Genomic DNA, 26,602 nt, shown 5'->3' on the forward strand with positions numbered 1-26,602 from the left:
TTTTATTTAAATTTTAAAATAATTCATTTGAATTTTACAGACTTAAACTTAATAGAACCTATTGCTAAGGCAATCCAGGAACAGGGATATACAGCTCCAACCCCCATTCAGGAAAGATCAATTCCTGAAATTTTAAATGGCAGAGATTTTTTAGGCTGCGCACAGACGGGAACAGGAAAAACTGCGGCATTTGCTATTCCAATTTTACAAAATTTATCTAAAAATAAAATTCCAAATAAGAATATTAAAGCCTTAATTCTTACACCAACCAGAGAGTTGGCGATCCAGATTGAGGAAAATATTCATGCTTATGGTAAATATCTTCCATTAAAAGAACTTGTGATCTTTGGAGGGGTAAAACAAGGGAACCAGGAAGCTGCTTTGAAAAAAGGAGTTGATATTCTGGTGGCTACACCGGGAAGACTTCTTGATTTCATTGCTCAAGGGATTATCAGCTTAAAAAATCTTGAAATATTTGTTCTTGATGAAGCTGACAGAATGCTTGATATGGGTTTTGTACATGATGTAAAAAGAATCATTAAACTTTTACCACAGAGAAGGCAGACTTTATTTTTCTCAGCAACCATGCCTGGGGAAATTCAGAAGCTTGCTAATTCTATCTTAAATAATCCGGTAAAGGTAGAGGTTACTCCGGTTTCTTCTACTGCTGACACTATCAAACAGTCCGTTTATTTTGTAGAGAAGGATAATAAGCTGAATTTATTATCTCATATTCTTAAAAATGATATTTCAGAATCGGTACTGGTATTTGCAAGAACGAAACATGGTGCGGATAAGATTGCCAGAAAGCTTCAAAAAGATGAGATCTCAGCAGAAGCAATTCATGGTAATAAATCTCAAAATGCAAGACAGAACGCCCTGAATAATTTCAAATCAGGAAAAACAAGGGTTCTTGTAGCTACAGACATTGCAGCAAGAGGAATTGACATTGATGAATTAAAATTCGTTATCAATTTTGAATTATCTGATGTTTCTGAAACGTATGTACACAGAATCGGAAGAACAGGAAGAGCGGGTGCTGAAGGAACTTCGATTTCTTTTGTAGACGGGCTTGATCTTTTAAATTTAAAGAATACGGAAAAGCTTATCGGAAAGAAGATTCCTGTTATTAAAAACCATCCTTTCCATACGGATGACTTGGTGGCTCAAAAAAGAGATTCTAATAATAAGCCTATGGCTCCCCGAGCTGAAAAGCCAAAAACGACAAATAACAGTAATTCAGGACCAAATAAAAACAAGAAAAAGCCTTCTCCTACGGCTTCTGTTGGATTTAAGAAACCTAAGAATAAGAATTTTACAAGAAAAAAATAAAATTTTATTAAGATATATTTCTATATCTGCTTTTTAAGTTAAGAAATCTTTTTTCATAGTATTGATATGAAAAATGAGCTACCAATATTGTGATCAATGGAATTGTAAGATAGCTTAAAATAATGACTATATAGTCGTTTACATTGTATTTAGCTACTAGCTTAAGCAATATGAACCCTACGGGCTGCATTACAATAGTATGATACATATATATTCCGTAAGAAATTTTACCAAGATAGATCAGTTTTTTATTTTCAAAGAAACTGATCTTTTTTTGAGTAAAGAAAATAAGGAAAAAACCGAATAAGATTGTACTGAATACTCTATATTGAAATTCAGACATATTGTTGATAAAAAGGTTTGTTGTAAAGTAAATCAGTACAAGAATACAACTTCCAATCTGAAGAATTCCTAAATATTTATTGAGTTTAAACTTTAATAAAGAGCACCATCCGGCAAACGAAAAATAAAAGAACATCATTCTATATTCATCTAAAAATTCAAAACCAGGCATATGATATAGCCCAATAAATAGAATGGTAAAAATAAGTAAGAATGCTTTTATGTTTTTTAAAGAAATCAACAAAATAAGAGGAGCAATCAGAAGATAAAACTGTTCTTCTATTCCTATAGACCAAAGAATTTCAAGAATCCCTCCCGGTTCGGAAGCAGAAAGAATATTAGGAAAGAAAGTAAACAGAAGCGCAATCCCTTCCCACAGATTGTAGTTGCGTGTAAAATCAAACCCTGCGTTGGGAAGAATAATATTATAGTATAACAGACCTATAATGGCTACCAGATAGTACAAAGGGAAGATTCTGAGTATTCTTCTGATATAAAAATTTTTCAGATCTATTTTACCCCTGATCTTTTTCTCTTCAAACAACTGTCTTATAATAAGAAACCCACTTAAAGAGAAAAACATATATACGGCTTCGCGCCCTTTATTAAACAAAGGTAATTCATAAAAGGTAGGTAGACCTCTATTGTCAAAGAACTGGGGAATATGAAAAATTACAACCAGTAAAGCAAGGAAAAACCTCAGTGAAGTAATATTAGGCAGCATTTTCATATTATCTGTCAGATAACAAAAAGTTTCTTCGCATTCTCCGTCGTAATTCTATCGATCTCAGTAAAATCTTTACCATAGATATCCACCAGCTTTCCTGCCACAAGATCAAGATAAGAGCTCTCATTCCTTTTTCCTCTGTGCGGAACCGGAGCAAGATAAGGAGAATCGGTTTCCAAAACTATTTTATCTAAAGGAACTTCATTTAAAAACTGATCAATTTTCCCGTTTTTGAAGGTCACTACTCCACCTATACCCAGAATAAAATTAAGATCAATAGCATGCTGAGCCTGTTCCAGATTTCCTGAAAAACAGTGAAAAATACCTCTTAATTTCGGGTGTTTTTTTCTTTCCAGAACTTCAAACGTTTCATCAAAGCTTTCTCTTGTATGAATCACAATGGGAAGATCTTTTTCTATAGCCCAATCAATTTGCTGTTCAAAAGCTTTTACCTGAATATCCAACGTTGTTTTGTCCCAATACAGATCAATTCCGATTTCTCCTATTGCCGGAAAATTTCTCTGGTCAAGATAATTCTTCACAATTTCCAATTCCTTTTCCCAGGATTCAGGCTTTACATAGCAAGGGTGAAGCCCCATCATTGAAAAAATCTGTCCCGGATATTCTGTTTCCAGTTGTAACATTTTTTCGTGTGATTCTGAATCAATAGCAGGAAGATAAAATTCAGAAATACCTTTATCTAAAGCTCTCTGAATAGCTTCTTTTCTATCTTCATCAAATTCTTCTGCGTATAAATGTGTATGTGTATCAATCATTTCTTATAGTTTCAACAGATCTTCATAAGGTTTTTCAAGGTTCATCAACATTCCAAATGCCGGCTCTGTCTTGATTCCCTGCTTTTTAAGCTCTATTATTTTTTGTTTAAATTCTTCTCCTTTTTCCTGTAATATTTTGTGTTCAGCAATCATATGAAGATAGGCGTTTTGCTGAGTTGTAGGTTTATTCTGTCCAAAAATCTCGATAGGAAAATCTTCCAGCATAAAGTTCAGAGTAATAATTTTCTCTCCGTTTATTACACTGTTTTCTACTTTGACCGTTGTATCTTCAGGGAACAATCCGCTCAATGTTATATCCCGTAAAAAATCGTCTTCAAATCTTAGATCAACTTCACAAATAATATCAAGATCACTTCCTTCAATATCAATTTCAATAGGAATAGTTCCTGCTAAAACAGGTGAATATGGTCTTAACTTTTCAAAAACTTTATATTTTGTCAAAACCTCGTAGGCTCTTTTCTGTCTTTTATTTCCGGTTTTAAGATAATCAATTCGGGTAAAATCAATCATTTTGGAAATATTGTATGTTTTACTTTTTTACGCTGATTTTCAATTCTCTGCTCCAGTTTTTCTCTGAATTCAATGAATTTTGGATCTTTAACATCATTGGTTTTATGCTCCAATGCTTTATTAATCTTAAAATTCTCCTTAATAAAATTTTGAGTATCCTCTGAAAAATAAGAATCTCCAAACTTATCAAAGATATAATTAACAGCCTGAGTACTTGGGTGAATCATGTCTTCTTTATAAAAACGATAATCTCTTAAATCATCCATTAAAATCTCGTAAACCGGCAAGTAATGACAATCTTCAAACATGGATATAGACTCATGTATTGCTGTAATTAACTTGGATTTGCTCAATTGATTTTCCACCATTCCATCTTTGGTATGCCTTACTGGCGAAACGGAGAACAAAATTTGCACTCCTTCCTTACAAATATCTTTAAGTTCAAGAATTGTATTATAAATAGACTCTGTTAATTCCTGGTGGGAAAGCAATCGTTTTTCGAAAAACTTCTGTGGAATCTTATGGCAGTTTGCAACAAGTTTGTTCTTGGGAGTAAATTCATAGATGAAAGAGGACCCATAAGTAATAATAATCCAGTCCGCTTCCTGAAGAAAAGCATTTCCTTCTTCAATAGCCCCGTTGATCTTGTCTAAAGTCTGATGAATATATCTTGTATCAAAGCTGGTATGATGATCCAGAGAGATGTATTCCTCATTATACGTAATCAGTTCCTCTTCTTCATAAAATGATGAATCATGAAGCCTTTTTATCGCATTATTAATGGAAAAAGGGTTAAAAATAGTACCAAAAGGATTGTTCAGGGTCTGAAGTTGACCATCTTTCAGCAATTCAGTCATTTCAGAGGCAAAACAGGATCCTATTGAAAATATTCTATCTTCAATTTCAATTTTCTTCTCTGATTTTGGAATATTTACTTCTGTTCTGAATTTCATAGCATACTTCTCAGGTACAGATAATAGGTGGCAGGCAATTCTTCTGCCTACTACCTATCATCTTTTTAACCTTATATTTAGCTTTCTCTTCTTAAAAGATAGTTTGCAAGTTCAATAAACGGTTTTTTCTTTTCTTCCGGAATATCAATTTTCTGAAGGTAGCTCTGACCGATTTCGTTATGTTTTTCGATCAGGCGAAGTGCTTTTTCGTCTACTTTTGTTCTTCTGAAAATCTTTTCAACACCATAGATTTTATCTACATTATCTGTCTTTTTAGAATACCAGTAGTCAAGCTCTTTTCTTTCCTCATCTGTAGCGTGTTCTCTTGCTAACAGATAAAGAACTGTTTTCTTGTTTTCATAAATATCTCCTGCATGTTTTTTCCCAAACTGAGCCTGATCTCCGAATACATCAAGATAATCATCCATAATCTGGAATGCAATTCCGATATGTTTTCCAAAGTTGAAAATCGCTTTTGCATCTTTAAAGTCAGCTCTTGCGATTAATGCACCGATCTCAAAAGATGAAGCGCTTAATACGCCGGTTTTATAAGTGATCATTCTGATATAATCATCAAAAGTAACATTCTCCTGAGTTTCAAAATTAATATCGTATTGCTGTCCTTCACACAAAAGAAGTCCTGTATGCGTAAAAATTCTGATACAAGCTTTGAAAATTTCAGGTTCAAGATCTTCAAAAAACTTGTAGGCTTTAAGCATCAATCCATCACCGGAAAGAATTCCCACATTGATACCGTGTAATGTATGAATAGTAGGTTTATTTCTTCTTAAAGGTGCCTCATCCATAATATCATCATGGATCAGGGTGAAATTATGGAAAAATTCAATTGCCAAAGCTGGCTTTATAGCCTGTTTAAGATCTCCACCGAAAAGATCACATGCCATCAGTACCATAATGGGACGAAGGCGCTTTCCACCGTGGGAAATAATATAATTCATCGGATCATATAACTCCGTAGGTTTATCTTTAAAAGTGTACTTATTAATGGCGTCAGCAACAATCTGTTGGTATCTGTCTAAAAATTCCATAAAATCTTATAATTTGAACAAAAATACGATTTTTCGAGGCTTTATAAAACAAAAAACTTTGCCCAAATGGACAAAGTTTATATGATAATTGTGATTTTTTATCTTAGGAAAGGAAAGTTACAATAAGATAAGTGATTCCTGCTACAAGAGCTGAAATCGGAATGGTTAATACCCAAGCCCAAAGTAAGCTTACTGTAATTCCCCATCTTACTGCTGAAATTCTTTTCGTTAATCCTACCCCAATGATAGAACCTGTAATGGTGTGTGTTGTAGATACAGGAATACCGAAGTGGTCTGTGATAAATAAAGTAATCGCACCTGCAGTTTCTGCACTTACACCTTCTAATGAAGTTACCTTAGTGATCTTTGTTCCCATTGTTTTAATGATCTTCCAACCTCCACTCATTGTTCCTAAAGCAATGGCAATAAATGAAACCAAAGGAACCCAGATATAATGCTGTGCAAAATAATCAAAACGTTCTGCAGAAGGAATATCTAAATACTGTACATCCTGAAGCATATTAACGTGATAATAAATTACCGCAGCTCCGATGATCCCCATTACTTTCTGAGCATCATTCAAACCGTGTCCTAAACTGAACAATGCTGATGAAGCCAGCTGCAATCTCTTGAAAGATTTATCTGCTTTATGAGGGTTTGATCTTTTGTAAAGGTGAACGATGATTAATGTAATAATGATCGAAATAATCATCCCTATAATCGGTGCCATGAAAATGAACAGGAAAATAGGAATTACTTTATCAAACTTCACTACACTCTGATGGGTAACCTGGCTCATGGCTTCCTTAGCGGTATCCCAGAATCCAAGTCCTGGCTGTGCTGCTGCTACATCGTGATAATCCATCATGAAAGCGTGCATTAAAGCTGCTCCAAGGAATCCTCCAATCAATGTATGTGATGATGAGGAAGGAATTCCGAACCACCATGTTAAAAGGTTCCAGGCAATAGCTGCCACCAAACCGGAAAATATAACTTCAAGGGTGATAAAATTCTCGTTAACTGTTTTGGCAATTGTATTACCAATTTTGAATTCTCCAATAATATAAGCAGCAATAAAGAAAGCTGCAAAGTTCCAAAGCGCTGCCCAAAGTACAGCCTGGAATGGAGTTAAAACTTTTGTAGATACGATAGTTGCAATCGAGTTGGCTGCATCATGGAAACCATTGATATAATCAAAGATTAACGCCAACGCAATAATAACTACAAGTAAAATCGGAAATTCCATTTTTTGCTATGTATTGTTATCTTTTAGGCGTATTTAATCATGATGTTCTCAATTGTATTGGCAACATCTTCTGCTTTATCCGTTACGATTTCAAGATAGTTCAATACCGATGAAACCTTAATGATGTTGATAGCATCGTTGGTTTCGAATAGCTCAACCATTGAATTGGAAAGCAGATCGTCTGCAATATTTTCAATAGAGTTTACTTTAATACAAGCTTCTTTCACCTGCTCCATGTTCTTGAACCCTTTAAGGTTTTTCATTGCATTCTGAATTTCAAGACATGCTTTGTGAATCAATAGAGAGAAATCTGAGTAAGCTTTCATCTCAGGAGATTTATATAGGAAGATATATTTTGTAGAAGCGTAGATATAATCTGCAATATCATCTAATCCGGTTGCCAGCGTGTGAATATCTTCACGATCAAAAGGAGTAATGAAGTTTTTTCCCAGTTCTACGAAGATCTCATGAGTAAGCTCGTCATTTTTATGCTCGAAATCACTCATTTTTTTCAACATTGAATCGTCATTAAGATCGAAATCCTTGATTCCAGCGTTGAATTCTTCAGACATTGCAACTAGGTTTTCAGTTACCTTTTCAAAAAGTACAAAGAAGATTTTATCTTTTGGTTGAAAAGCGTGGAAAATATTACCAATTCCCATTTTTTAGTATTTATAATTCGTGTGCAAATTTCCTAAAAAAGGATTGCTCCTGAAACTATATGACATTAAGTTTTGTTAACATTCGCTTATCCACTGATTATCAAATAAAAAAACCGACATTACTGCCGGTTTTGTATGGTATAAAAAGTGACTTAATTAGCTACTTCAGCTCTCATGTCCTTTCCTTTAAATTTCATTGATTGAATGTTACTTAAAACATTATCTTTGAATGATTTCTCAACTTCGAAGAAAGAGAATTTCTCTAGAATTTCGATATCACCAATTTCTGCTCTTTTTCTGCTCTTTCCATCAGCAGTAGCTTTATTAATAATATCTAAAACATCAAGTTTCTTCAAGTGGTCTTTTTTACCCAGGTTAAAGAAGAATCTTACCATGTTCTCATCTCTTCTTCTTGGTTTTCCACTACGCTCTCTATCTCTTCCGCGATCTCTGTCTCTTCCGTCTCTGTCTCTTCCTCTATCTCTGTCTCTATCACGTCCACGGTCTCTTCTAGAGTAATCATCATCTCTGCTGCTCAATTTCTGTTCAGCAAGATCATGTTTATCCTTGTAGTATAAAGCAAGATCTTTCAATTGGAACTGTAGCAACTGGTGCACCAATTCTTCTTTTGTAAAGTTACTTAGATCTGGAATTAAGCTATCATCAAATTCGAAAATATCTTCGTGTTCCGTCAATAATTTTTCAAAAACACCTCCTACCTGAGCTTTAATAATATCTCCGCCTGTAGGAATGAATTTTTCGTTTATTTCAATTTTAGTAGCAGATTTGATTTGCTTCAGTTTTCTGCTTTCTTCAGGCTTGATTAAAGCCATTGAGATACCATCTTTTCCGGCTCTACCAGTTCTTCCACTTCTGTGAACGAATACTTCAGGATCATCAGGTAAAGAGAAGTGAATAACGTGAGTCAGAGAGTTTACATCCAATCCTCTTGCCGCAACGTCTGTCGCTACAAGAATATCGATGTTTTTCAATCTGAATTTCTTCATTACTGTATCTCTCTGAGCCTGAGAAAGGTCTCCGTGAAGAGCATCTGCTGCATAACCGTTCTGCATTAAGAAATCTGCAACCTCCTGAGTTTCCATTCTTGTTCTACAGAAAATAATGGAATACTGATTAGGGTTAGCATCAATTAATCTTTTTAATGCTTCTTTTTTCTGACGGTATCCTACCACATAATATTCGTGAGTAATGTTCTTCTTCACTTCGTTGATAGAACCTACTGAAATACGGTGTGGCTTTGTAAGATAGTTTTTGGAAATTCTTTCCACTTCTTTATTCATCGTAGCCGAGAATAAGAAAGTTTGTTTAGTTTCCGGAGTTTCGCTTAGAATGGTTTCCAATTCATCCTTGAATCCCATAGAAAGCATTTCATCAGCTTCGTCTAATACTAACCAATGAATCGCAGAAAAATCTAACGCTTTTCTGTTGATAAGGTCAATTACCCTACCTGGAGTTCCCACAATAATCTGTGGCTTATCCTTTAAAGATCTCATCTGATCTACAATACTACTTCCACCATAAACCGCAGTAGTTTTGATGTTCATGTACTTAGAATAATTCTTTATGTCTTTAGAAATCTGAAGACATAATTCCCGTGTCGGACAAAGCACCAATAATTGGATTTTGCGACTCGTATCGTCAATCATATCCAAAATCGGAAGCGAAAACGCTGCTGTTTTGCCTGTCCCTGTCTGCGCAAGTGCGATCAAGTCGCGAATATCTGAAAGAATAAAAGGGATAGTCTGTTTTTGGATTTCTGTTGGGCTTTCGTAACCCAGTTCGCCAATTGCCTTAAGAATATCAGGACTTAAATTGGTTTCCGTAAATAAATTCATTAACTATTTTAAAATTTTTGCAAAGATACAATAAATATTTGATTTGTTTTTGAACAAAGTGTTAAATATGTAAACTTTAATTCAGAATCTTTTAATGTATTTTAATTTTTTTGAAAATTAAATTTAAAAAAACACACCTTATATTAACGACTTATCAAATAATAGTTTTTTTTATTAAATTGGATTGATTATTTATGAGTTATTTATGAGTTTTCGAACAAAATGATAAAATCTGTTTTTTTTCTTTTAAAATTTATTATTTATTGCGTAAATTTGGAGGTGGCTTTGTCTACATTCCATAGTTGGATTCAATCCGGAAACTATTCAACGATTAAAAACACCAATACTATATGTCAGCCAATATTTCTCCTAAAACCTTTGATTTTTTAAAGAAACTGAGTCAAAATAATAATCGTGACTGGTTCAATGAAAACAAAAATTTGTACACGGAAGCACAGGGAAATATTATTCAGTTTTTAGATGATCTTATTCTGGAAATGTCTGGTTTTAATGAAGAGCTTGCTAAGATTGACAGCAAAAAATCATTGTTCAGAATCTATCGTGATACCCGATTTTCAAAGGATAAATCTCCTTATAAAACTAATTTTGGTGCTTCTCTCGGGATGGGAAAAGGAAATCAGAAAGGCGGTTATTATCTTCATATAGAACCTGGAAAATCATTTCTGGCAGGCGGAATTTATATGCCCGAATCTGCGGTATTAAAAGAAGTTCGAAAAGAAATTTCATTATACGGAGATAGTTTTCTGAAAATTTTAAACAATAAAGATTTCAAAAAACATTTTCCGGAACTTGATCAGGATGACAAACTAAAAAAAATTCCTCAAGGCTTTGAAAAAGAAGATCCGATGGCAGAGTATCTGAAACTTAAAAATTTCATCGTAATCTATCAACTTAAAGATGAAGAAGTCCTGGATCAGAATGCAGTGAAAAATATGAATAAAATTTTCACACTGATGAAGCCTTTCAATGATTTCCTGAACGCTCCTTTCCTAGAGTAAGATTATTGAATTTATATTTTTCTCATACCGAAATCATATTTGTAAAAAACTCTGTCATCTATAACTGATTCTTTTAAAACATTTTTCCAATTAAAAAATAACACACCTATAAAACGTCTCTGGGACAAACTGAAAATATATTAAAATTCAGATTCTTATAAACGGACTATAAAGTATATCGACTGAAAATCAATATATTATATTTAACATTTTTTAAGATAAGTTTTACATTTTTGCTTATCTTTGCTGTTCGTCAAAAAGTCAAGGATGTCTTTATACCAAAAAATTGCAGAAAAGCTACAATATATAAGTCCGAATTTTTATAAAAAAAGATATTTTAAGAGCTTAAACAATCTTAATAAAAATAATTTTTCGGAACGCAATGTAGAACCGGAACTGGTATGGATTAAAGAATACCTTCCTAAAAATGCTGTAATTCTGGATATTGGCGCCAATGTTGGGACGTTTTTATATCAATTGGAAAACAAGCTTAATCATGAGCATATTTATGCTTTTGAACCTAATAAAAAGCTTTACCGAAGATTAAAAAGACTCTTCCCAACTATGAGAGTACTGCCTTTGGCTCTTTCTGACGAAAATACGGTAGCGGAGTTTAAAGTTCCGATTATCAATGGAAAAACGATAGCCTCAAGAGGGACCTTAAATACTTCTTATAAAGAAAAAGGAGAAGAAAAAAGCTATACTGAGAGAGTAAAAGTCATCAAACTAGACGAATGGGCTGCTTTGGAACACTTCAACAGACTGGATTTTATCAAGATCGATGTTGAAGGTAATGAAATAAAAACACTTTTAGGAGCTAAGGAAACCATCAAACAGTTTCTTCCGACTTTAATGGTTGAAATGGAACAAAGACACCACCAAACACCCATATGGAACGAAATATCTGAAGTAAAGGACTGGGGATATGAAGCAAAGTATCTGAACAGAAACAGCTTTACTCTGGAAACTCTTACAGAAGATATTCTATTACAAAATATAAGCGACGAAAAGAATAAAACTCAGTACATTAACAATATCATTTTTATACCTAAAAACCCTTAAAACAACTTTATGAGCGTAGTAGCGAGACAAGGCTTCAAATATTCCATTATCGGTTATATTGGTTTTTTGCTGGGCACAGTTTCTGCAATATTCATTTTTCCAAACGATTTTGAATTTTACGGAAAGCTCCGCTATATTCTTCCTACTGCTGAAATGTTGGTTCCTTTTGTGGTATTGGGAATTTCTTATGCTAATGTAAAGTTTTTTCACACGGTGGAAAAGGATGGTAAGAAACAGAACATGTTATCACTGTCATTGCTTGCTATTTTTATTAATTTTCTGATTTTCTCTATAGTATTTTTCATACTGCCTTATATTTATCCTAAATTCAGACATCTGGAAGCATGGAAAAGTAAAGAGATGATTCTTCCTTTGATATTACTTCTTTCTTTTTGTGCAGTTTTCAATAAATACACTTCTAATTACAAGAGAATCGTTGTTTCTAATATTTTCGACAATTTACTTCCTAAGATTGCGAACCTTGGGGCTTTTTGCCTGTTTTATTATTTTGCATTATCCCAGAATATTGCTTTCGCTTTCTTTTTTGGAGTTTTTGCATTAATGCTGTTCGGATATATTTATTATACGAACAAACTGGAAAAAATTCAGCTCGATTTCAATACGGATTATTTTAAAAAGAATAATTTCTGGAAAGAGTTTTTCAATTATAGCTTCTTTGGATTTTTAGGAACTTTCGGGAATTATCTGGCGATCAATAATTTTATGATCGGAGAATTTATGGGAATGGAAGAAGTTGGAATCTATTCTGTGCTTTATGCTTTGATTTCTTTGATTTCAATTCCTCAATTAGGGCTATTCAATATTTCTGCGCCTATCATTAATAAAACTCTTGCAGATGGAGATATGGTGGAACTGGACAGATTTCATAAGAAGACATCGCTGTCACTTTATTTTCTAGGAGCTGTTTTGTTCTCGTGCATTATGGTCGGTTTTCCTTATCTGACTAAGCTTATGCCTAATAACGGAACAATGCTAAGGGAGTACGAACCTGTAGTATGGATCTGGGGTTCTGCTGTTTTGATTGATCTTGCAACGGGATTTAACGGGAATATTATTTCTCTTTCTAAATATTACAGATTCAACATTATCGTTATGCTTTTATTAGCAGGATTAACGATTGGGTTAAATTATTATTTCATCAAAAACACCTCTCTCAAACTTATCGGAATTGCTTTATCTACAGCCATTTCTCTTACTATCTACAACGTCATCAAGATTGCCTTTAATTATATTGTTTTCAAAGTTTCACCTTTGACTATTGAAATGATCTTTGTTTCAATTATTTGTACTTTGGCAATTACCGTAGCGATTGTTCTGCCTAATTTTGACAGCAGTTTCGTAAACCTGATCTATAAACCTGCTGTAGTTTTAGCGCTGATCTATGTTGGAAATTATTTCACAAAAATCTTCCCTTTAGAGGATTATCTGAATGTAAGATTTATTAAGAGTATTTTTAAGTTTAAATAAGCTTATCTAAAAGCTCTTCTAACCTCTTTTGAACCTCTTTCTTACCATAGCTTGTCTGGAAATCAAAATAAGCATCATGAAGCTTCTCCAGCTGTGTAAAGATGTTTTGTTTTTCTGGTAAGATGAAATTCAGTTTTGATGGGTAATTTTCAGGAAAAACAGCCAATTTCCCATAAGCAATGGAGTCTCCAAGATTCCCTGTCATTTTTGTTTTCCCATAGATTTCTTTAATGCTGAAAAATTCTGTTTCTTGTTGAATTGGACACCAAAGAACGTCTGCTTTTTGCATCCATTTCTCAAAATTTGACGCAGAAACTCTTTCGGAAAAATAAGTAATGGTGATATTTGACGACAAACCTGAAGATAAGTGTTCAAGCTGTTTCAATTCATGACCTGTTGCCTTACCCAGAAATACAAATTCGTATTTTTTATCTGTTTTTAAATTCTGAATGGTTTTAAAAATATGATTATAATCTCTTCTTTTCTGAGAAACACCTCCCGGAATTACAATAACCGGATATTCACTTTGCGATTTCTCAAAATTTCTTGTATAAAACAGAGGCAGAAACTGATGTCTTTCGGAAATCAATGCTTCATCCAGGACCACTAAAGATTTAGAATTCTGATACACTTGAGCCGCATAAAGCAATCCTTCCTTCCACCACAGCTTCATTCTGTAGATGACATCGCCTTTAAATACACTTTTTATTAATTCAAATCTTGAAGCTTTGGTAAAATTAAGGTTGTGCGCAATTACTACAGTATTGTATTTTTTTGTTAGTACCAAAAAAGTATTGAAAAAACGATGAGCTGTTCCAATGATCACCAGTTCATATTGTCTGGTTTTTAACTGATCTAAAATCATAGAACTGTCTGACAGAAATACTTCAGCATCTACTCCATTGATCTGATCTTTGATCTTTTTTGAAAAATAATAATCTACACTAAAATATTCAGATCCTTCCATGATATCCATGAAAGCTTGTGCTATTTCTGCGTGGGTATCTATTTCTATGTAGGCTATTTTTTTCACAGACTAATCGGATTATTTTAGGTTTTGGCTTAAGCCAATGGAATTTTATCGTTTTTGTTAAACGGGCTAAAGCCCGTTCCTATTGATATATTTGGGGCTACATTTTCAGCCATTTCTTCTTCAGCATTCTCCAACGCTGATCATTAACTGCTTTTTGTTCTTCCTTTGTGATTTTCAATTCCAGGTTTTTTGACTTACAATTCTCATAGGATTTAATAATATCAAAGAAAAATCCTGGAGATTTACTTTTCATCGCTTCTTTTGAGGAGGCAACATAGGCAAGGAATCTGTTTAATCCCAAGAAATAAAAATAACGCCCGTAGTAGTCTGCCGGTCTTATGGTATAATCGGCTCCTTTTACTTTGATCAATTTCACATGAAGTTCTGGTAAAACGATCTCTTTCCAACCTAAATGTTCCAGCAGGATGGAATCTATATTATCCCAGCCTAACGTTTCTCTGAGACCACCCATCTGAATGAAGCATTCTTTTCGATACGCTTTCATAGGACCTCTTACATGATGTTTATTGGAATTTCCTTCATATACCCAATCCCCCTCTTTTTCAACGTATAACAGCCCTCCTACCAATCCATATTCCGGATTATTGACGAAAGCTTTTTCTACCGTCTCAAGATAATTTTCGGGAAGAATAATATCTGCATCAAATTTACAAATGATATCGAATTCATCTAAAGATTGTTTCTGTAAGCCATTTTTAAAGGCATGAACAACTTTAGAACCGGGTTGGTGTTCTGATTTTTGAAGAGTAACGGTTTCAAAACGGGGATCATTCTCTGTATACCTGCTGATAACTTCAGGTGTTTTGTCTGTGGAACCGTCATCAACGACAACCACTTTAAAATCCTTACTACTTTGCTGCTGTAGAGAGTCCAGAGTGAAAGAGAGGTTCTGCTCTTCGTTGTGGGCAGGAATAATGATTAAAAACCTCACAGATTATTTATAAATATTGAATGAAAAGTGATAAATGATGAAACATCATTTATCACTTATTGTTTATTACTTGTTATGTGGTTTTAACATGTTTTTCGGATCAAGAATCTCATCCAGTTTTTCCTGAGAAAGAATTCCTTTTTCCAATACAAGGTTGTAAACGCTTTTTCCTGTTTCAAGGGCTTCTTTTGCAATCTGTGTAGATTGTTTATAACCGATATAAGGATTAAGCGCTGTTACAATACCGATGCTGTGTTTTACCATATTCAGACATACTTCTTTGTTTGCAGTAATACCTACTACACATTTATCATGAAGTGTATCCAATGCATTACAAAGGAAGTTGATATTTTCCATGATAGCATGCGAAAGTACCGGCTCCATTACGTTAAGCTGTAACTGTCCAGCTTCTGCAGCAAAGGTTACTGTAAGATCATTTCCGATTACCTTGTAGCAAACCTGGTTCACCACTTCAGGGATAACAGGATTTACTTTACCCGGCATAATGGATGATCCCGGCTGCATTGGTGGAAGGTTGATTTCGAAAAGCCCAGCTCTTGGTCCTGATGAAAGCAATCTTAAATCGTTACAGATTTTCGATAATTTCACTGCAAGACGCTTCATAGCTGATGAGTAGATTACATACGAACCTGTATCAGGTGTAGCTTCTACTAAATCTGGTGCTGAAATAATTGGGAATCCTGTAATCTGAGCCAGATTTTTAGCACAAAGTGTTGCGTATCCTATCGGAGCGTTTAATCCTGTTCCGATAGCTGTAGCTCCCATATTTACTTCTACAAAAAGGCTTGCGTTGTTATTAAGTTTCGAAATATCTTCTTCCAGTGTTGCCGCAAATGCTTCAAACTCCTGCCCTAATGTCATTGGAACAGCATCCTGAAGCTGCGTACGTCCCATTTTGATCACGTCCTGGAATTCCTGTCCTTTTGCACGAAAAGCAGCTATGATTTTTTCAAGTTTTTCTACTAACCCGATATTCATCTGTAGCAATCCCATTTTAATCCCTGTAGGATAGGCATCATTTGTAGACTGGGATAGGTTGATATGATCATTGGGTGAACAAAATTCATATTCACCTTTGTTTTTACCTAATTTCTCTAATACAATGTTCGCAATTACTTCATTCGCATTCATGTTGATTGAAGTTCCTGCGCCCCCTTGAATCATGTCTACCGGAAACTGTTCATGATATTTTCCTGCTACAATCTCATCACAAGCTTCTGCTATTTTGAAATATAGGTTTTCATCAAGAAGACCCAATTCATAATTTGTTTTTGCTGCAGCTTTTTTCACAAAAGCCAATCCTTTGATAAAATCTGGATATGAAGACAAAAGTTGTCCCGAAATCTTGAAATTGTTGATAGCTCTTTGCGTCTGCACTCCATAATAAGCATCTAATGGTACGTTCAGTTCGCCCAATAGATCACTCTCTTTTCTGAAATTTTCCATTACAGATATTTTACTGTTTTTGATCGTTTAAAGATAGCAAAAACGCATCTAACAGATGCGCTTTAACTGAAATTTATTTTATTGAATATTTTACATTCAAGGCTTGTAATATTGCGTAAGTTTCTGCATCCATTATTCCGTCGTAATTTGTGGGCGGAAATGATACTGGAATGCCTCAATTGTTTTCTTGGTGGCATCATCCCATTTTCCACTAGGTTCAATACCGTATCCGAATTTCTGCAAAGCAGTCTGAACAGAGAATATAAATGTAGAATCAATGTATTTTGTAGCAAAGTCAGCTTCTGCAATTTCCTGATAGTTGGATTTCAGCCCTTCATCATACCACATTCCTATTTGATACTCATCATATAGCTTTTTCCATGGGAACATTGGTCCCGGATCTTGTTTTCTTGTAGGAGCAATATCTGCATGCCCCAAAACATTGGTTGCAGGAATCTGATATCTGGTCACAATATCTTTTGCCAATGCTGCTACCTTTCTTATCTGGGTATCACTGAAAGGAACAAAAACTCTTTTACCTGTGCCATCAATTGTAAAGCCTGGGTTTACAATTTCAATTCCTATAGAAGTATCATTAAGATTCTTATCTGCTTTCCACGCACTTACTCCTGCATGATATGCTCTCTTATTTTCATCTACCAGTTGATAGATTTCATTATCTCCTGTGTTGTTTACCAAATAATGAGCACTTACACCAGGTTGAGTAAGAACAGTAATAGACTTGTCATCCGGCAATACGGTATAATGTAGTATAAGATAACGTTGTCTAAAATTCTGAGCCATGGCTGGAAAATAAGTTTTCACAACTTTAAATCCCGCTGGTTTTGCAGATACAATAGAACCATAACTTGCCGTATTATCATTTTTTGTTGGGTCTGCTATATTAGTAGTAAAAAAGTCTACTCCATGATCGGTCACAACTTTTTGTTTTGGAGCTTCCTGAGTTTGTGTCTTAACTACTGTTTTTGGCTGTACTACGGGAGTTTTCGGTTGGTAAATATTTTTTTTAACATTTTTCTGAGAAGTACATGAAAAAACTAAAGTACTTAATCCGATGATATATAATGTCTTACGCATCAGTTTGGTTTTTTATCAATTTATTACTTCAAAAATACACAAAAATTTCTTGAATTTTATTTGGTAAATAAAGAAATCTGTTCTATATTTGCACTCGCAATAACGGAACAACGATCATTAAAAAATAAACAAAAAGGAGGGTTGCCGGAGTGGTTAACGGAGCAGTTTGCTAAACTGTCGACGCGAAAGTGTCGCAAGGGTTCGAATCCCTTACCCTCCGCTCTCTTATATATTCGGGGCGTAGCGTAGTCCGGTCATCGCGCCTGGTTTGGGACCAGGAGGTCGCAGGTTCGAATCCTGCCGCCCCGACTTTTTAATGCGCTTATTACTAAGCGAGAATCAACTTCTAAGGGTGCGTAGCTCAGCTGGATAGAGCATCTGCCTTCTAAGCAGACGGTCAAAGGTTCGAATCCTTTCGCGCTCACAAAAAACTCATCATTTTTATGGTGAGTTTTTTTGTTTTTATACCAGTTACATGGATTATTGCCACTTTATTCTGAGCATCTGATCAAATATATTTCTTTTTTAGCCACTAATACAGCGAAATTATAACAACAGCGCAATATTCTTTAAATAAATGCCTTGTTAAATATAATCATCTCAATTGGAGTAAGTGTAAAAATTGGCGCAAAGCATTTTAGAAATTACTACAAGAAAAAGGAAACTATATCGGCTCATTTCGAGCTTTATTATATTTAGTTTTATTGAAGTTAAAATTTGTTAATTGTAATTATTGTGTAATAATTATATATGAAATTTGTATTACAACATAAAATATTATTACTATGAAAAATTTAAAAAAGCTTAATAAGGCAGAGTTAAAAACAATTGTTGGCGGTGGAGATTGCATTAGAATGTGTTTTGTGAATGATAAATTGACTTGTGTTCCATACAAATCATGTGGTGGTCCTGCGCTTGAACCATAAAATAAAAGAAGCGTACCAAATAAAGAACTTTAAAAGGACAAATCTGAAAACAACAGATTTGTCCTTTTTTCATGTATTATCCATTGGTATTCTAACCATGAGCAACTTTTATTGTTCAATTACTCTCATTTCCATTATAATTATTGAACAATTTATTTTTTAATAACCGCACTGCAATGTCTAGGCATCTCTATTACCCGAAAGTTTCCAATACTTTCATTTTCAACAATTGTCCGTTCTACTTTATACCCCTGACCAGCCCAATATTTTTGTTGAAGTTTTGCCACCCAATGCTGAGGACTTGGATAGTCATTGGTTACCCAACCAGTTTCTGTCCTAAAAACCTCATCAGGATGACAAAGCAATGGTATCTTGAACTCATCGCATATCTGATCACTACATCCCTGTTGATCCGCATGCGCATGCGTCAATATGTTGATATAGGGAGCTTTTGGAGAGCTTTCTTTACAATGGAATATGAGCTCCTTATTCCTGAGTCTACTAATACACCTTCAATAATACAACAATCGATACTGTTCCGTGGCATTAAGGAAATACGAAACACTTCAGTAGCAATTTGTTGTACCATAATTTTTTGTGCAAATCTATAGTACTCATCAGTTCTTCATAAGGACATTTATCCTACAATACATTAGGCTTATGTATTTGTCCTTTCGCCCGGGTAAGTGATCGCTGCGTGATCCCTAGATAAGATGCAAGATCCTGCGTTGTTACACGCTGTACAAGCTTTTGTTCATTAGACAGAACATGAAGATACTTATCTACAGCTGATTTATTATTGTAATTCAGCAAATACAGTTCTTTTTGGCTATATTCCTGTTCTACCACTGATTTTATAACTTCATTCAATGCGGCAACCTGACCAAGCAAATAGATATAATCTGAATAATCTATCCTATAGAGTAAACAATCTTCTATAGCTCTTATACTTCTCTTGGATTTTTCCTGCGCCACAAACTCTAAAAACGAAGCAGCAAATTCATTTTCAAATTTAAAGCAGGTTACATTTTCCCTTCCTTCTTTATCAAGAGCATATGCTTTTACGGCACCACAAGCGATAAACCCAATATAATAACATATTTCACTCTCACGAATAAAAAAATCACCTTTTTTTACGTGGATTGGTTTGAAAAATTGCAAAGAAAAGTTGATTTCCTCAGCTGACAATCTTCCTGTCGAGGAAAGGTAATTTTCAAAAACATCAATCATTTTATAGATTTTTCTTCTTTTATTTATATTCAATTTATGGTTTTTTATCAAATCCACCATCCAAATCTAGCAATTATTGTAGGTTCAAAAAAAATCCATGAATATTATCAGTTAACTCAAATATTATTTTTCAATTCAACATTTTCATTATAGATAATCTTTTTCACAACCGTATGGTATTTCTTATTAAATTTGATTTACAAAAAACTTATAACCTATCGACACCAGTGTAGTTTTTAATGCATGAAAAAAATATTTTACACTCTTATAATTTTAGTCATTTCAATCCTTATCCTGAATAAAATTATTTACAAAGAAATTTCTCAAAACGAAAAACAAAAACTTCTTTCAGAAACAACCCGATACATCCATCCTATCAAAAGTATTTCTATGGAATACAGTGATCATAGTGATCTGAAAATACTGAATTCCATTCTAAAGGATAACAGAATTTTGATGTTAGGAGAAAATGTACATTATGACGGTGCTACGCTTCAGGCGAAAGGCAGATTAATCCAATATCTGCATGAAAACTTAGGTTACAATGTTGTTCTTTATGAAGCAGGGCAATACGACTGCTGGATAATGAATGAGGAAATGAAAAATCATTCTTTAAAAACCTCGATGGATTCTATTGGCGGTCTGGGACTTTTCAATTTCTGGTGGGATAATAAGGAAACACAGCCTTTGATCAAATATTATCAAAAAACAAAATTATCTTCTTCTCCTATTGAACTTGGCGGATTTGATATTCAGTTTTCAGGTGAGGTTTTAACAAAAAAGCGAGGTACATTATTAAAAAGCTTTTTAAGTGAAAACAGCATTAACATTAACCACTTTCCGATCTTAAAAAAATACATAGATGAACTTCAAAACTTTATTTACAAAGGATATACCAACAAAATACTGAATGAAACCCAGCAAAAAGAGCTACTCAATGAAATTTCCCGACTTGAAAAAACAATTATAGAGCTAAAGAAAAACCCTGAAAATGAAATATACGCAAGATATCTTAATGACATTGCTAATAATTTCAATAAAGCATGGAAATACAAATCCGGATCTTTAGCAAGTATGCATTTCAGAGATTCATTAATGGCTAAAAATCTGATCCGACAGATTGATTCTTTATATCCAAAGGAAAAAATCATTGTCTGGTGTGCCAACATTCATACGTTTTCTGCTCCTTACAGTAAGAATTACCGTCCGCTAGGTTCATACATTAAGGACAGGTATAGAAAGTCTTCCTACATGCTTGATTTTTCATCTTATGCCAAATTAAATACTTCTAAAAATCTTACTGATCAACCGGGAAAGCTGGCTGTGGAAAATATTTTTCATGAAACGAAGACACCTTATTTCATTATGGATCTGAGAAATGTACCTATAAGTTCTTACCTAAAGAAGGAATTTGTTTCCACCATTAACCAGGGAGCAGATCAGCGTAAAATATGGAGCCATTTTATAGATGGAATATTTTATATAGATACCAATACTTTTTTAACCCCAATCAATAAATAATGGATAGTATTACGACTATAAATCTTAACTATACGATAGGTTCCAAAACTATTTTAAACAATATCAACCTTAATATTCCTGAAGGCAGCATTTATGGCTACCTGGGAAGAAACGGTGCTGGAAAATCCACCACAATTAAACTTATTCTGGGGCTTTTGGAAACTAATGATGATCCTATTTTCATTCAGGGTAAAAGTTTAAAGCAAAACCGGACAGAAATCCTTGCCAATACAGGAAACCTGATTGAAGCTCCTTGTTTTTATACGAAACTTACTGTTTTTGAAAACCTGAAATACCTTGATATTATTTACAGCAAAGGGAATGCAAGAATTGACGAAGTCCTTGAACTTGTAGGTCTGGAAAAGGAGAAGAAAAAGAAGGCTAATGCTTTATCAATGGGAATGAAGCAACGTCTTGGAATCGCCATGGCACTTTATAATGATCCCCAACTTTTGATCCTGGATGAACCACTTAACGGTCTTGATCCACAGGGAATTTTCGAAATGAGAAAACTTTTCCAACATTTGAACAGCCTGGGAAAAACTATTTTTTTATCAAGCCATATTCTTAGTGAATTGGAAAAAATCGCGACACATATTGGAATCATCGAAGAAGGAAAAATGATCTTTCAGGGAACCAAAAACGAACTTCTGAATCAAGTGGAAAAAGAAGTTATTTTAAAGATAGATCCCGCAGAAAAAGCAGTTCAGGTCTTGCAGGATACTTTTACCGTTACTTTGCATAATCCGAATAAAATTTCTGTCAAAATCACTCATGATAAAGAATTTAATTTATTACTAAAAAGTCTGGTCAGTAATGGAATTGAAATCTATGAAGCAGAATCTCAAAGCACGAATCTTGAACAGATCTTTATCAATTTAATTTCTAAAAAAAATGACTAATACCAATACGTTTTATAAATCATTCTCTTCTGAGCAATATAAACTTTCGAAAAACAAAGAGATTTTTGGGGTACTACTTATTCCCTTATTCATTATTCTGGCTATAGATATCTATACAGCTTATGATGTTTTAAAATCAGGAGTTGATACAACGGAAGGAACGGTTAATCCATGGAAAATTGTTTTGGGAAGAGTGGTATTTATGTTTTTTTATCTATTATTTCCTCTTCTTGTTTCTCTTTTTGTACATGCATGCTGTGATGTGGAATATAGAAACAATAATTATAAAATTCTATTCACCATCCCTGTTTCCAAGACAAATATTTTCTTTTCAAAGACTCTTTTTATTTTGATTACTGTCTTGTTTTCAATAGCATTGTCTTATGCATTTTTCCTCCTGAGCGGATATCTTTTGAGTATTGTTTTTCCGGAACTGGGTTTTCAGAATTACGATTTCAGGGTGGTTATATTTTATACTTTTCTAAAGTTCTCCATTACTCTTTCTGCTATTGCCATGGCGCAGTTTACCTTAAGTCTTATTTTTAAAAACTTCATTTATCCTATAGGGATCAGTATGTTTATGCTTATATTCTCAGTTATTGTTTATCAGAAGGACTTTTCTGATTTTCTGATCTATACAGGTGGATACAAATCTTATGTCAATATCATGAATGAAAATATAGCCTTTGAAAGACTCGATTACTGTAATATAGCAGCGATTTTGATTTTTACGGGTATTAATTTCTTTCTTTTTACAAAAAAGAAAAGCATTTAAAACGAAAGTATAATCTTCGAAATATCTTAAAATCAGCTTTATCAATCGTTTTCACGTTTAACATAAAAAAGCCCTTACAATCCATATTGTAAGGGTTTTATTTTATATAGTTGCTTTTGTTTTCATTTGAACTTTAGAAGCTTCTATTTTTTTATTTTTCGATTGTTCTCTTTTCATTTTCCTGTAATCCCAGGGTGCCATTGCATGAATATCCTGCCAAAGACCAATCTTATTCTGCTGTGCCTTTTCCTGTACTTTTCCTAAAGAAGTATCTTTGGAGTAAGAGAAGTACCACCACCCCATTCCTGCTTTTATCAGCTCTTTTGACAAATATTTATCATTATCATAATATACTTTGGCAATGGAACGTCCGTAACGATCTGTACTGGTTTCTGTAAACTTAATTGTTTTCCCAAATACCTGCCCAGAGGTAAATTGTTTAGCATTTTTACCGAAAGCCTGACCATTTTCCGGGCAATCGACGTCTGCCAATCTAAGTTTCTTCTGTTTATTTCCTTTTAAAAGTACTGTAATGGTATCTCCATCTGAAATTTTGATTACTTTTCCGCTTGTTTGTGAAAATAGGATTGCCGGGAAAAGCAAGCTCATCAACATTAATCGTTTCATGTAGCAAATATAGGGATTAAAGGAAAAAACTGAAGAGTTACTAAGAATCTAAGTTAAGATTTGATTGATGCCAAGATTATTGTTTCAAAATTTAAATCCCTCGTTATTAAGAGAAGTTTAAATTTTACTGAAGAACTAAATCTGCGGATCATACTGGCAAGAGAGAGCTAAAATCCGGAAATCCATAACAAATTGTTTAAAGTAAACCTTCCCACTATAAAATCATCAGGATAATCTTTAAATCCATCTTTCATTTTACAATTATTAACAGTTTCATTTGCTTGATGTTCATCTAAAAAGACACCAATAATCCTCTCATCATCCAGAAAAGTATTGATAGTATAAATATGACTAACTTGAAAAACATATTGTAAATTCAACTCTTTTATTGATTTACTCTCTTGATTAATCACATCTTCTTCATTTAAATAGTCCCGTCCAATTTCTCCAACAACACTATTAAAGCCATTTTGCCAATGAATTTTGCTTAATTCATATTTTCTAATAGTAAGTCCATCAGGATAAGTTCTAAACCCAGGTAAAGTTAACGCAATTTCTTTGGCTTTTCCGAGCAGTTCTATATCATCAAAATACCCCAGAAATTTACAACCTGTGTGAGTCTCATCTGTATAGATATGCTCAAGTGCATATACAAAATAATTCATGTTATTTATTTTTTGATGGATTTTATATCTAGGATATGATTTCAATTTTGAATTTAGCTTTCTCTAATAGATAGCAAGCATTGAGATATACTTCTTTCAACTTTATATTTTTGATATATTAATAAAAAAGTCAATAACAGAAAACTCACAATAGTAAGGGTAATCGGAATAAGCTAAGCAGAGATAATTTTGCATGTATTTGTCAGGTTTTAGTTTTCTGCAAAATAGTAAAAGAAACAGATAACACAATTTTTTATTTTATAGAATCTCACAAGGAAATAAAAATTACCTATAAAAAATATTGTTAGAAGAAAAAAAGTAAAATTCTATCTGAAAACCTAAATCCATGGTTATTAATTAAGTAAAGTTAGCAAAAAAGATTCTCTAAAATTTAATTAAAAATTATCCTAAAATTTATTTTTTTATTTGAAAAAGTATTGTACCTTTGCAACCGCAAAAACGAATAAAATTCGTTACTGATGACAATTAATCGGGGCGTAGCGTAGTCCGGTCATCGCGCCTGGTTTGGGACCAGGAGGTCGCAGGTTCGAATCCTGCCGCCCCGACAATTTTTAATAGTTTTCTCAAAACTATTTAATGGGTGCGTAGCTCAGCTGGATAGAGCATCTGCCTTCTAAGCAGACGGTCAAAGGTTCGAATCCTTTCGCGCTCACAGAATAATTTACATTTTTTTTGTAAATTTATTTAGATTTTCAAAAGCTATTTTTTGCTTTTTTAAATTAATACAATGAAGTAAATTTCATTAAAGATGACCTCATCGGGGCGTAGCGTAGTCCGGTCATCGCGCCTGGTTTGGGACCAGGAGGTCGCAGGTTCGAATCCTGCCGCCCCGACAATTTTTAATAGTTTTCTCAAAACTATTTAATGGGTGCGTAGCTCAGCTGGATAGAGCATCTGCCTTCTAAGCAGACGGTCAAAGGTTCGAATCCTTTCGCGCTCACTTTATAAAAGTCTCTGTATCAGAGACTTTTTTTTATTTCCAATAATACATTTTTAAACTACCTAGAGACAAATTAATAATAATCTGCAAAATGTCTGAAAATCCATATTGATTATTCAAACATTTTTACGGATCAAGTATAGACATAAATAGGATCAGGAGCAAAAGTTGGGGGCTACGCAAAAAGTTTCGTTAATCTGAAGAAGAAAATAAATTATCTTTTTACTCCTCTAAACTTTATACTTAAATTTTCTATAAACGCAAAGACATGATGGAATTGATTATTGATAAGGGAGCTAAGAAAGCGACAAAAAGTCGCTGATGAAGCGATGTAAATACGCGTATGCTTAGAAAGAATCAATTGTATTGATTCAAGCTTTGCTTCCTAAAATACAACACCAGATAATAGAAATACTTTGCGTTAAATTTTAAAATTAAACTGATCTAAATATTCTAAGCCTCACAACTTTTGCGCTTGATCCTATAAATAGAGAAAATAGTTGTGATAAGAATCAAATTGTTATAATTTTGTCTTCTCTATTCTAATCCAATGAAAAATTTTAAACTCATTATCGCAAGCGCTCTGTTTGCTTCAGTTATTTCATGTCAAACAGCTACTCAGGCTTCAAAGAATACTATTCAGAATGCTCCTTATGAAAACCTTGGACGTGATGGAAAACTCTATGCAGCGTTTTATCAGCAACGGGCTGCAGAATATGAAGCGTTATGTCTACAGGCATATAATATTGGTAAACTTCGTTTGGATGAGGCTTTAGCTCAAAAATCAGATAAACCTTTGGCTATTGTTTCCGATATCGATGAAACTTTTTTAGATAATTCCTATTATGCTGTTGAGCGTTCTAAAATGGGAAAAGATTATGACCAAAAAACATGGGAAGAGTGGACATCTAGAGGAATTGCTAAACCGCTTACCGGTTCTCAGGAATTTTATCAATATGCCGCTAGTAAAGGAATACAGGTGTTTTATGTTACCAATCGTGCGGAACAAGAGCGCGAAGGAACATTGAACAACTTAAAAAAGTATAATTTTCCGATTCAAAGTGATTCTAACCTGATTCTTCGTTCAAAAGAAAGCAGTAAGGAAGCAAGAAGAAAAGATATCGCTAAAAATTACAATATTGTCTTACTTTTAGGAGATAACCTTGCTGATTTTGCTGCTATATTTGATAAAAAAACGGAGTCAGAACGTTCAGCTGCAGTGAAAAATTCAGCAGCAGAGTTTGGTAAAAAATTCATTATTATTCCTAATGTAGGATATGGAGACTGGGAAGCTTCATTCTACAATTATAAATATGATTATACTAAGCAGCAAAAAGATTCAATGATGTACAATGCTGTAAAAGCTAATCCTTAATGTAAAACTTTAGCAAATATATCTGAA

At 33.8% G+C, this 26,602-nt stretch carries 24 protein-coding genes, 7 tRNA genes and 1 pseudogene; 16 read left to right on the forward strand and 16 right to left on the reverse strand.

Annotated elements, in window-relative coordinates; genetic code table 11:
• Window positions 1–27 precede the first annotated feature (27 nt).
• Window positions 28–1,332 (forward strand): DEAD/DEAH box helicase, encoded by a 1,305-nt coding sequence (locus AC5YGG_RS05120; RefSeq protein WP_496143386.1) that lies wholly within the window; start codon window positions 28–30, stop codon window positions 1,330–1,332.
• 7 nt (window positions 1,333–1,339) lie between these two features.
• Here AC5YGG_RS05120 and AC5YGG_RS05125 read toward each other — a convergent pair whose 3' ends face one another.
• The 8 genes from AC5YGG_RS05125 to AC5YGG_RS05160 all read right to left on the reverse strand — a co-directional run bounded on the left by AC5YGG_RS05125 (window position 1,340) and on the right by AC5YGG_RS05160 (window position 9,474).
• On the reverse strand, window positions 1,340–2,404 hold the full coding sequence (locus AC5YGG_RS05125) for an acyltransferase family protein (protein ID WP_496143387.1): 1,065 nt from the start codon (window positions 2,402–2,404) through the stop codon (window positions 1,340–1,342).
• Window positions 2,405–2,412: 8 nt separating this feature from the next.
• A complete protein-coding gene (locus AC5YGG_RS05130; protein ID WP_496143388.1) occupies window positions 2,413–3,177 on the reverse strand; it encodes a TatD family hydrolase in 765 nt (254 codons plus the stop codon).
• Between the two features lie 3 nt (window positions 3,178–3,180).
• Window positions 3,181–3,708, reverse strand: coding sequence for a DUF4269 domain-containing protein (locus tag AC5YGG_RS05135; RefSeq protein WP_496143389.1), 528 nt, complete (start codon window positions 3,706–3,708; stop codon window positions 3,181–3,183).
• Complete coding sequence (locus AC5YGG_RS05140) at window positions 3,705–4,661, reverse strand: GSCFA domain-containing protein (protein WP_496143390.1); 957 nt, start codon at window positions 4,659–4,661, stop codon at window positions 3,705–3,707. Before AC5YGG_RS05140 ends, AC5YGG_RS05135 begins: the two co-directional genes overlap by 4 nt.
• Window positions 4,662–4,738: 77 nt before the next feature.
• Window positions 4,739–5,710, reverse strand: coding sequence for a polyprenyl synthetase family protein (locus tag AC5YGG_RS05145; protein ID WP_496143391.1), 972 nt, complete (start codon window positions 5,708–5,710; stop codon window positions 4,739–4,741).
• A 103-nt stretch (window positions 5,711–5,813) separates the two neighbouring features.
• A complete protein-coding gene (locus AC5YGG_RS05150) occupies window positions 5,814–6,956 on the reverse strand; it encodes an inorganic phosphate transporter (protein ID WP_496143393.1) in 1,143 nt (380 codons plus the stop codon).
• Between the two features lie 23 nt (window positions 6,957–6,979).
• Window positions 6,980–7,618: a DUF47 domain-containing protein gene (locus tag AC5YGG_RS05155; protein ID WP_065393534.1), complete on the reverse strand. Its 639-nt coding sequence runs from the start codon at window positions 7,616–7,618 to the stop codon at window positions 6,980–6,982.
• Window positions 7,619–7,770: 152 nt separating this feature from the next.
• Window positions 7,771–9,474: a DEAD/DEAH box helicase gene (locus tag AC5YGG_RS05160; RefSeq protein WP_496143394.1), complete on the reverse strand. Its 1,704-nt coding sequence runs from the start codon at window positions 9,472–9,474 to the stop codon at window positions 7,771–7,773.
• Window positions 9,475–9,824: 350 nt separating this feature from the next.
• Between AC5YGG_RS05160 and AC5YGG_RS05165 the strand changes: the two genes are divergently transcribed.
• The 3 genes from AC5YGG_RS05165 (at window position 9,825) to AC5YGG_RS05175 (ending at window position 13,043) form a co-directional block, all read left to right on the forward strand.
• A complete protein-coding gene (locus AC5YGG_RS05165; RefSeq protein ID WP_496143395.1) occupies window positions 9,825–10,493 on the forward strand; it encodes a DUF2461 domain-containing protein in 669 nt (222 codons plus the stop codon).
• Window positions 10,494–10,760: 267 nt separating this feature from the next.
• Window positions 10,761–11,555, forward strand: coding sequence for an FkbM family methyltransferase (locus AC5YGG_RS05170; RefSeq protein ID WP_496143396.1), 795 nt, complete (start codon window positions 10,761–10,763; stop codon window positions 11,553–11,555).
• A gap of 9 nt (window positions 11,556–11,564) precedes the next feature.
• A complete protein-coding gene (locus tag AC5YGG_RS05175; RefSeq protein ID WP_496143397.1) occupies window positions 11,565–13,043 on the forward strand; it encodes a lipopolysaccharide biosynthesis protein in 1,479 nt (492 codons plus the stop codon).
• Here the strand turns inward: AC5YGG_RS05175 and AC5YGG_RS05180 are convergent.
• The 4 genes and pseudogenes from AC5YGG_RS05180 to AC5YGG_RS05195 all read right to left on the reverse strand — a co-directional run bounded on the left by AC5YGG_RS05180 (window position 13,036) and on the right by AC5YGG_RS05195 (window position 17,593).
• Window positions 13,036–14,076 carry a hypothetical protein gene (locus AC5YGG_RS05180; RefSeq protein WP_496143398.1) on the reverse strand — a complete coding sequence of 347 codons (1,041 nt, stop codon included), beginning with the start codon at window positions 14,074–14,076 and terminating at the stop codon, window positions 13,036–13,038. The two genes, AC5YGG_RS05175 and AC5YGG_RS05180, sit on opposite strands and share 8 nt — an antisense overlap.
• Before the next feature lie 97 nt (window positions 14,077–14,173).
• Window positions 14,174–15,028, reverse strand: coding sequence for a glycosyltransferase family 2 protein (locus AC5YGG_RS05185; protein WP_496143399.1), 855 nt, complete (start codon window positions 15,026–15,028; stop codon window positions 14,174–14,176).
• A 66-nt stretch (window positions 15,029–15,094) separates the two neighbouring features.
• Entirely contained in the window at window positions 15,095–16,495 is a 1,401-nt protein-coding gene (aspA, locus tag AC5YGG_RS05190; RefSeq protein WP_496143400.1) for an aspartate ammonia-lyase, read from the reverse strand.
• Between the two features lie 73 nt (window positions 16,496–16,568).
• A pseudogene (locus AC5YGG_RS05195) lies at window positions 16,569–17,593 on the reverse strand (N-acetylmuramoyl-L-alanine amidase).
• A gap of 135 nt (window positions 17,594–17,728) precedes the next feature.
• On the opposite strand from AC5YGG_RS05195, the gene AC5YGG_RS05200 reads away from it, so the two are divergent.
• The 4 genes from AC5YGG_RS05200 to AC5YGG_RS05215 all read left to right on the forward strand — a co-directional run bounded on the left by AC5YGG_RS05200 (window position 17,729) and on the right by AC5YGG_RS05215 (window position 18,519).
• Window positions 17,729–17,813, forward strand: a tRNA-Ser gene (locus tag AC5YGG_RS05200).
• Window positions 17,814–17,827: 14 nt separating this feature from the next.
• Window positions 17,828–17,902: transfer RNA gene (locus AC5YGG_RS05205), tRNA-Pro, on the forward strand.
• Window positions 17,903–17,943: 41 nt separating this feature from the next.
• Window positions 17,944–18,017 (forward strand) — tRNA-Arg (locus AC5YGG_RS05210).
• A 361-nt stretch (window positions 18,018–18,378) separates the two neighbouring features.
• Window positions 18,379–18,519, forward strand: coding sequence for a bacteriocin-like protein (locus tag AC5YGG_RS05215; RefSeq protein WP_496143402.1), 141 nt, complete (start codon window positions 18,379–18,381; stop codon window positions 18,517–18,519).
• Between the two features lie 152 nt (window positions 18,520–18,671).
• Here AC5YGG_RS05215 and AC5YGG_RS05220 read toward each other — a convergent pair whose 3' ends face one another.
• Complete coding sequence (locus tag AC5YGG_RS05220) at window positions 18,672–18,950, reverse strand: MBL fold metallo-hydrolase (RefSeq protein ID WP_496143403.1); 279 nt, start codon at window positions 18,948–18,950, stop codon at window positions 18,672–18,674.
• Window positions 18,951–19,161: 211 nt separating this feature from the next.
• Entirely contained in the window at window positions 19,162–19,782 is a 621-nt protein-coding gene (locus tag AC5YGG_RS05225; RefSeq protein WP_496143405.1) for a Crp/Fnr family transcriptional regulator, read from the reverse strand.
• A gap of 210 nt (window positions 19,783–19,992) precedes the next feature.
• On the opposite strand from AC5YGG_RS05225, the gene AC5YGG_RS05230 reads away from it, so the two are divergent.
• Genes AC5YGG_RS05230 through AC5YGG_RS05240 form a run of 3 tightly spaced genes read left to right on the forward strand, consistent with a single transcriptional unit; the run spans window position 19,993 to window position 22,947 of the window.
• Window positions 19,993–21,270 (forward strand): erythromycin esterase family protein, encoded by a 1,278-nt coding sequence (locus tag AC5YGG_RS05230; protein ID WP_496143406.1) that lies wholly within the window; start codon window positions 19,993–19,995, stop codon window positions 21,268–21,270.
• Window positions 21,270–22,172, forward strand: coding sequence for an ABC transporter ATP-binding protein (locus AC5YGG_RS05235; RefSeq protein WP_496143407.1), 903 nt, complete (start codon window positions 21,270–21,272; stop codon window positions 22,170–22,172). The genes AC5YGG_RS05230 and AC5YGG_RS05235 overlap by 1 nt, the downstream gene beginning before the upstream one ends.
• Window positions 22,165–22,947: an ABC transporter permease gene (locus tag AC5YGG_RS05240; protein WP_496143408.1), complete on the forward strand. Its 783-nt coding sequence runs from the start codon at window positions 22,165–22,167 to the stop codon at window positions 22,945–22,947. The genes AC5YGG_RS05235 and AC5YGG_RS05240 overlap by 8 nt, the downstream gene beginning before the upstream one ends.
• 102 nt (window positions 22,948–23,049) lie before the next feature.
• On the opposite strand, the gene AC5YGG_RS05245 is transcribed toward AC5YGG_RS05240, so the two are convergent.
• Both AC5YGG_RS05245 and AC5YGG_RS05250 read right to left on the reverse strand, forming a co-directional pair.
• Window positions 23,050–23,574 carry a thermonuclease family protein gene (locus AC5YGG_RS05245; RefSeq protein ID WP_496143409.1) on the reverse strand — a complete coding sequence of 175 codons (525 nt, stop codon included), beginning with the start codon at window positions 23,572–23,574 and terminating at the stop codon, window positions 23,050–23,052.
• A gap of 167 nt (window positions 23,575–23,741) precedes the next feature.
• On the reverse strand, window positions 23,742–24,239 hold the full coding sequence (locus AC5YGG_RS05250) for a hypothetical protein (RefSeq protein WP_496143410.1): 498 nt from the start codon (window positions 24,237–24,239) through the stop codon (window positions 23,742–23,744).
• Between the two features lie 491 nt (window positions 24,240–24,730).
• Between AC5YGG_RS05250 and AC5YGG_RS05255 the strand changes: the two genes are divergently transcribed.
• The 5 genes from AC5YGG_RS05255 to AC5YGG_RS05275 all read left to right on the forward strand — a co-directional run bounded on the left by AC5YGG_RS05255 (window position 24,731) and on the right by AC5YGG_RS05275 (window position 26,575).
• A tRNA-Pro gene (locus AC5YGG_RS05255) sits at window positions 24,731–24,805 on the forward strand.
• Window positions 24,806–24,838: 33 nt separating this feature from the next.
• Window positions 24,839–24,912 (forward strand) — tRNA-Arg (locus AC5YGG_RS05260).
• Between the two features lie 106 nt (window positions 24,913–25,018).
• A tRNA-Pro gene (locus AC5YGG_RS05265) sits at window positions 25,019–25,093 on the forward strand.
• Window positions 25,094–25,126: 33 nt separating this feature from the next.
• Window positions 25,127–25,200: transfer RNA gene (locus tag AC5YGG_RS05270), tRNA-Arg, on the forward strand.
• 550 nt (window positions 25,201–25,750) lie between these two features.
• Entirely contained in the window at window positions 25,751–26,575 is an 825-nt protein-coding gene (locus tag AC5YGG_RS05275) for a 5'-nucleotidase, lipoprotein e(P4) family (protein ID WP_496143411.1), read from the forward strand.
• The last annotated feature ends 27 nt before the right edge of the window (window positions 26,576–26,602 follow it).

It is taken from the genome of Chryseobacterium sp. CS2K3, from assembly GCF_059515185.1.

Bases quoted from the DNA above. Each gene is read 5' to 3' on its own strand.
- aspA (WP_496143400.1), bottom strand. From the start codon at position 16,495: ATGGAAAATTTCAGAAAAGAGAGTGATCTATTGGGCGAACTGAACGTA.
- AC5YGG_RS05240 (WP_496143408.1), top strand. From the start codon at position 22,165: ATGACTAATACCAATACGTTTTATAAATCATTCTCTTCTGAGCAATAT.
- AC5YGG_RS05165 (WP_496143395.1), top strand. From the start codon at position 9,825: ATGTCAGCCAATATTTCTCCTAAAACCTTTGATTTTTTAAAGAAACTG.
- AC5YGG_RS05155 (WP_065393534.1), bottom strand. From the start codon at position 7,618: ATGGGAATTGGTAATATTTTCCACGCTTTTCAACCAAAAGATAAAATC.
- AC5YGG_RS05250 (WP_496143410.1), bottom strand. From the start codon at position 24,239: ATGAATTATTTTGTATATGCACTTGAGCATATCTATACAGATGAGACT.
- AC5YGG_RS05275 (WP_496143411.1), top strand. From the start codon at position 25,751: ATGAAAAATTTTAAACTCATTATCGCAAGCGCTCTGTTTGCTTCAGTT.
- AC5YGG_RS05175 (WP_496143397.1), top strand. From the start codon at position 11,565: ATGAGCGTAGTAGCGAGACAAGGCTTCAAATATTCCATTATCGGTTAT.
- AC5YGG_RS05215 (WP_496143402.1), top strand. From the start codon at position 18,379: ATGAAAAATTTAAAAAAGCTTAATAAGGCAGAGTTAAAAACAATTGTT.
- AC5YGG_RS05135 (WP_496143389.1), bottom strand. From the start codon at position 3,708: ATGATTGATTTTACCCGAATTGATTATCTTAAAACCGGAAATAAAAGA.
- AC5YGG_RS05130 (WP_496143388.1), bottom strand. From the start codon at position 3,177: ATGATTGATACACATACACATTTATACGCAGAAGAATTTGATGAAGAT.
- AC5YGG_RS05235 (WP_496143407.1), top strand. From the start codon at position 21,270: ATGGATAGTATTACGACTATAAATCTTAACTATACGATAGGTTCCAAA.
- AC5YGG_RS05145 (WP_496143391.1), bottom strand. From the start codon at position 5,710: ATGGAATTTTTAGACAGATACCAACAGATTGTTGCTGACGCCATTAAT.
- AC5YGG_RS05150 (WP_496143393.1), bottom strand. From the start codon at position 6,956: ATGGAATTTCCGATTTTACTTGTAGTTATTATTGCGTTGGCGTTAATC.
- AC5YGG_RS05160 (WP_496143394.1), bottom strand. From the start codon at position 9,474: ATGAATTTATTTACGGAAACCAATTTAAGTCCTGATATTCTTAAGGCA.
- AC5YGG_RS05245 (WP_496143409.1), bottom strand. From the start codon at position 23,574: ATGAAACGATTAATGTTGATGAGCTTGCTTTTCCCGGCAATCCTATTT.
- AC5YGG_RS05230 (WP_496143406.1), top strand. From the start codon at position 19,993: ATGAAAAAAATATTTTACACTCTTATAATTTTAGTCATTTCAATCCTT.
- AC5YGG_RS05140 (WP_496143390.1), bottom strand. From the start codon at position 4,661: ATGAAATTCAGAACAGAAGTAAATATTCCAAAATCAGAGAAGAAAATT.
- AC5YGG_RS05170 (WP_496143396.1), top strand. From the start codon at position 10,761: ATGTCTTTATACCAAAAAATTGCAGAAAAGCTACAATATATAAGTCCG.
- AC5YGG_RS05125 (WP_496143387.1), bottom strand. From the start codon at position 2,404: ATGAAAATGCTGCCTAATATTACTTCACTGAGGTTTTTCCTTGCTTTA.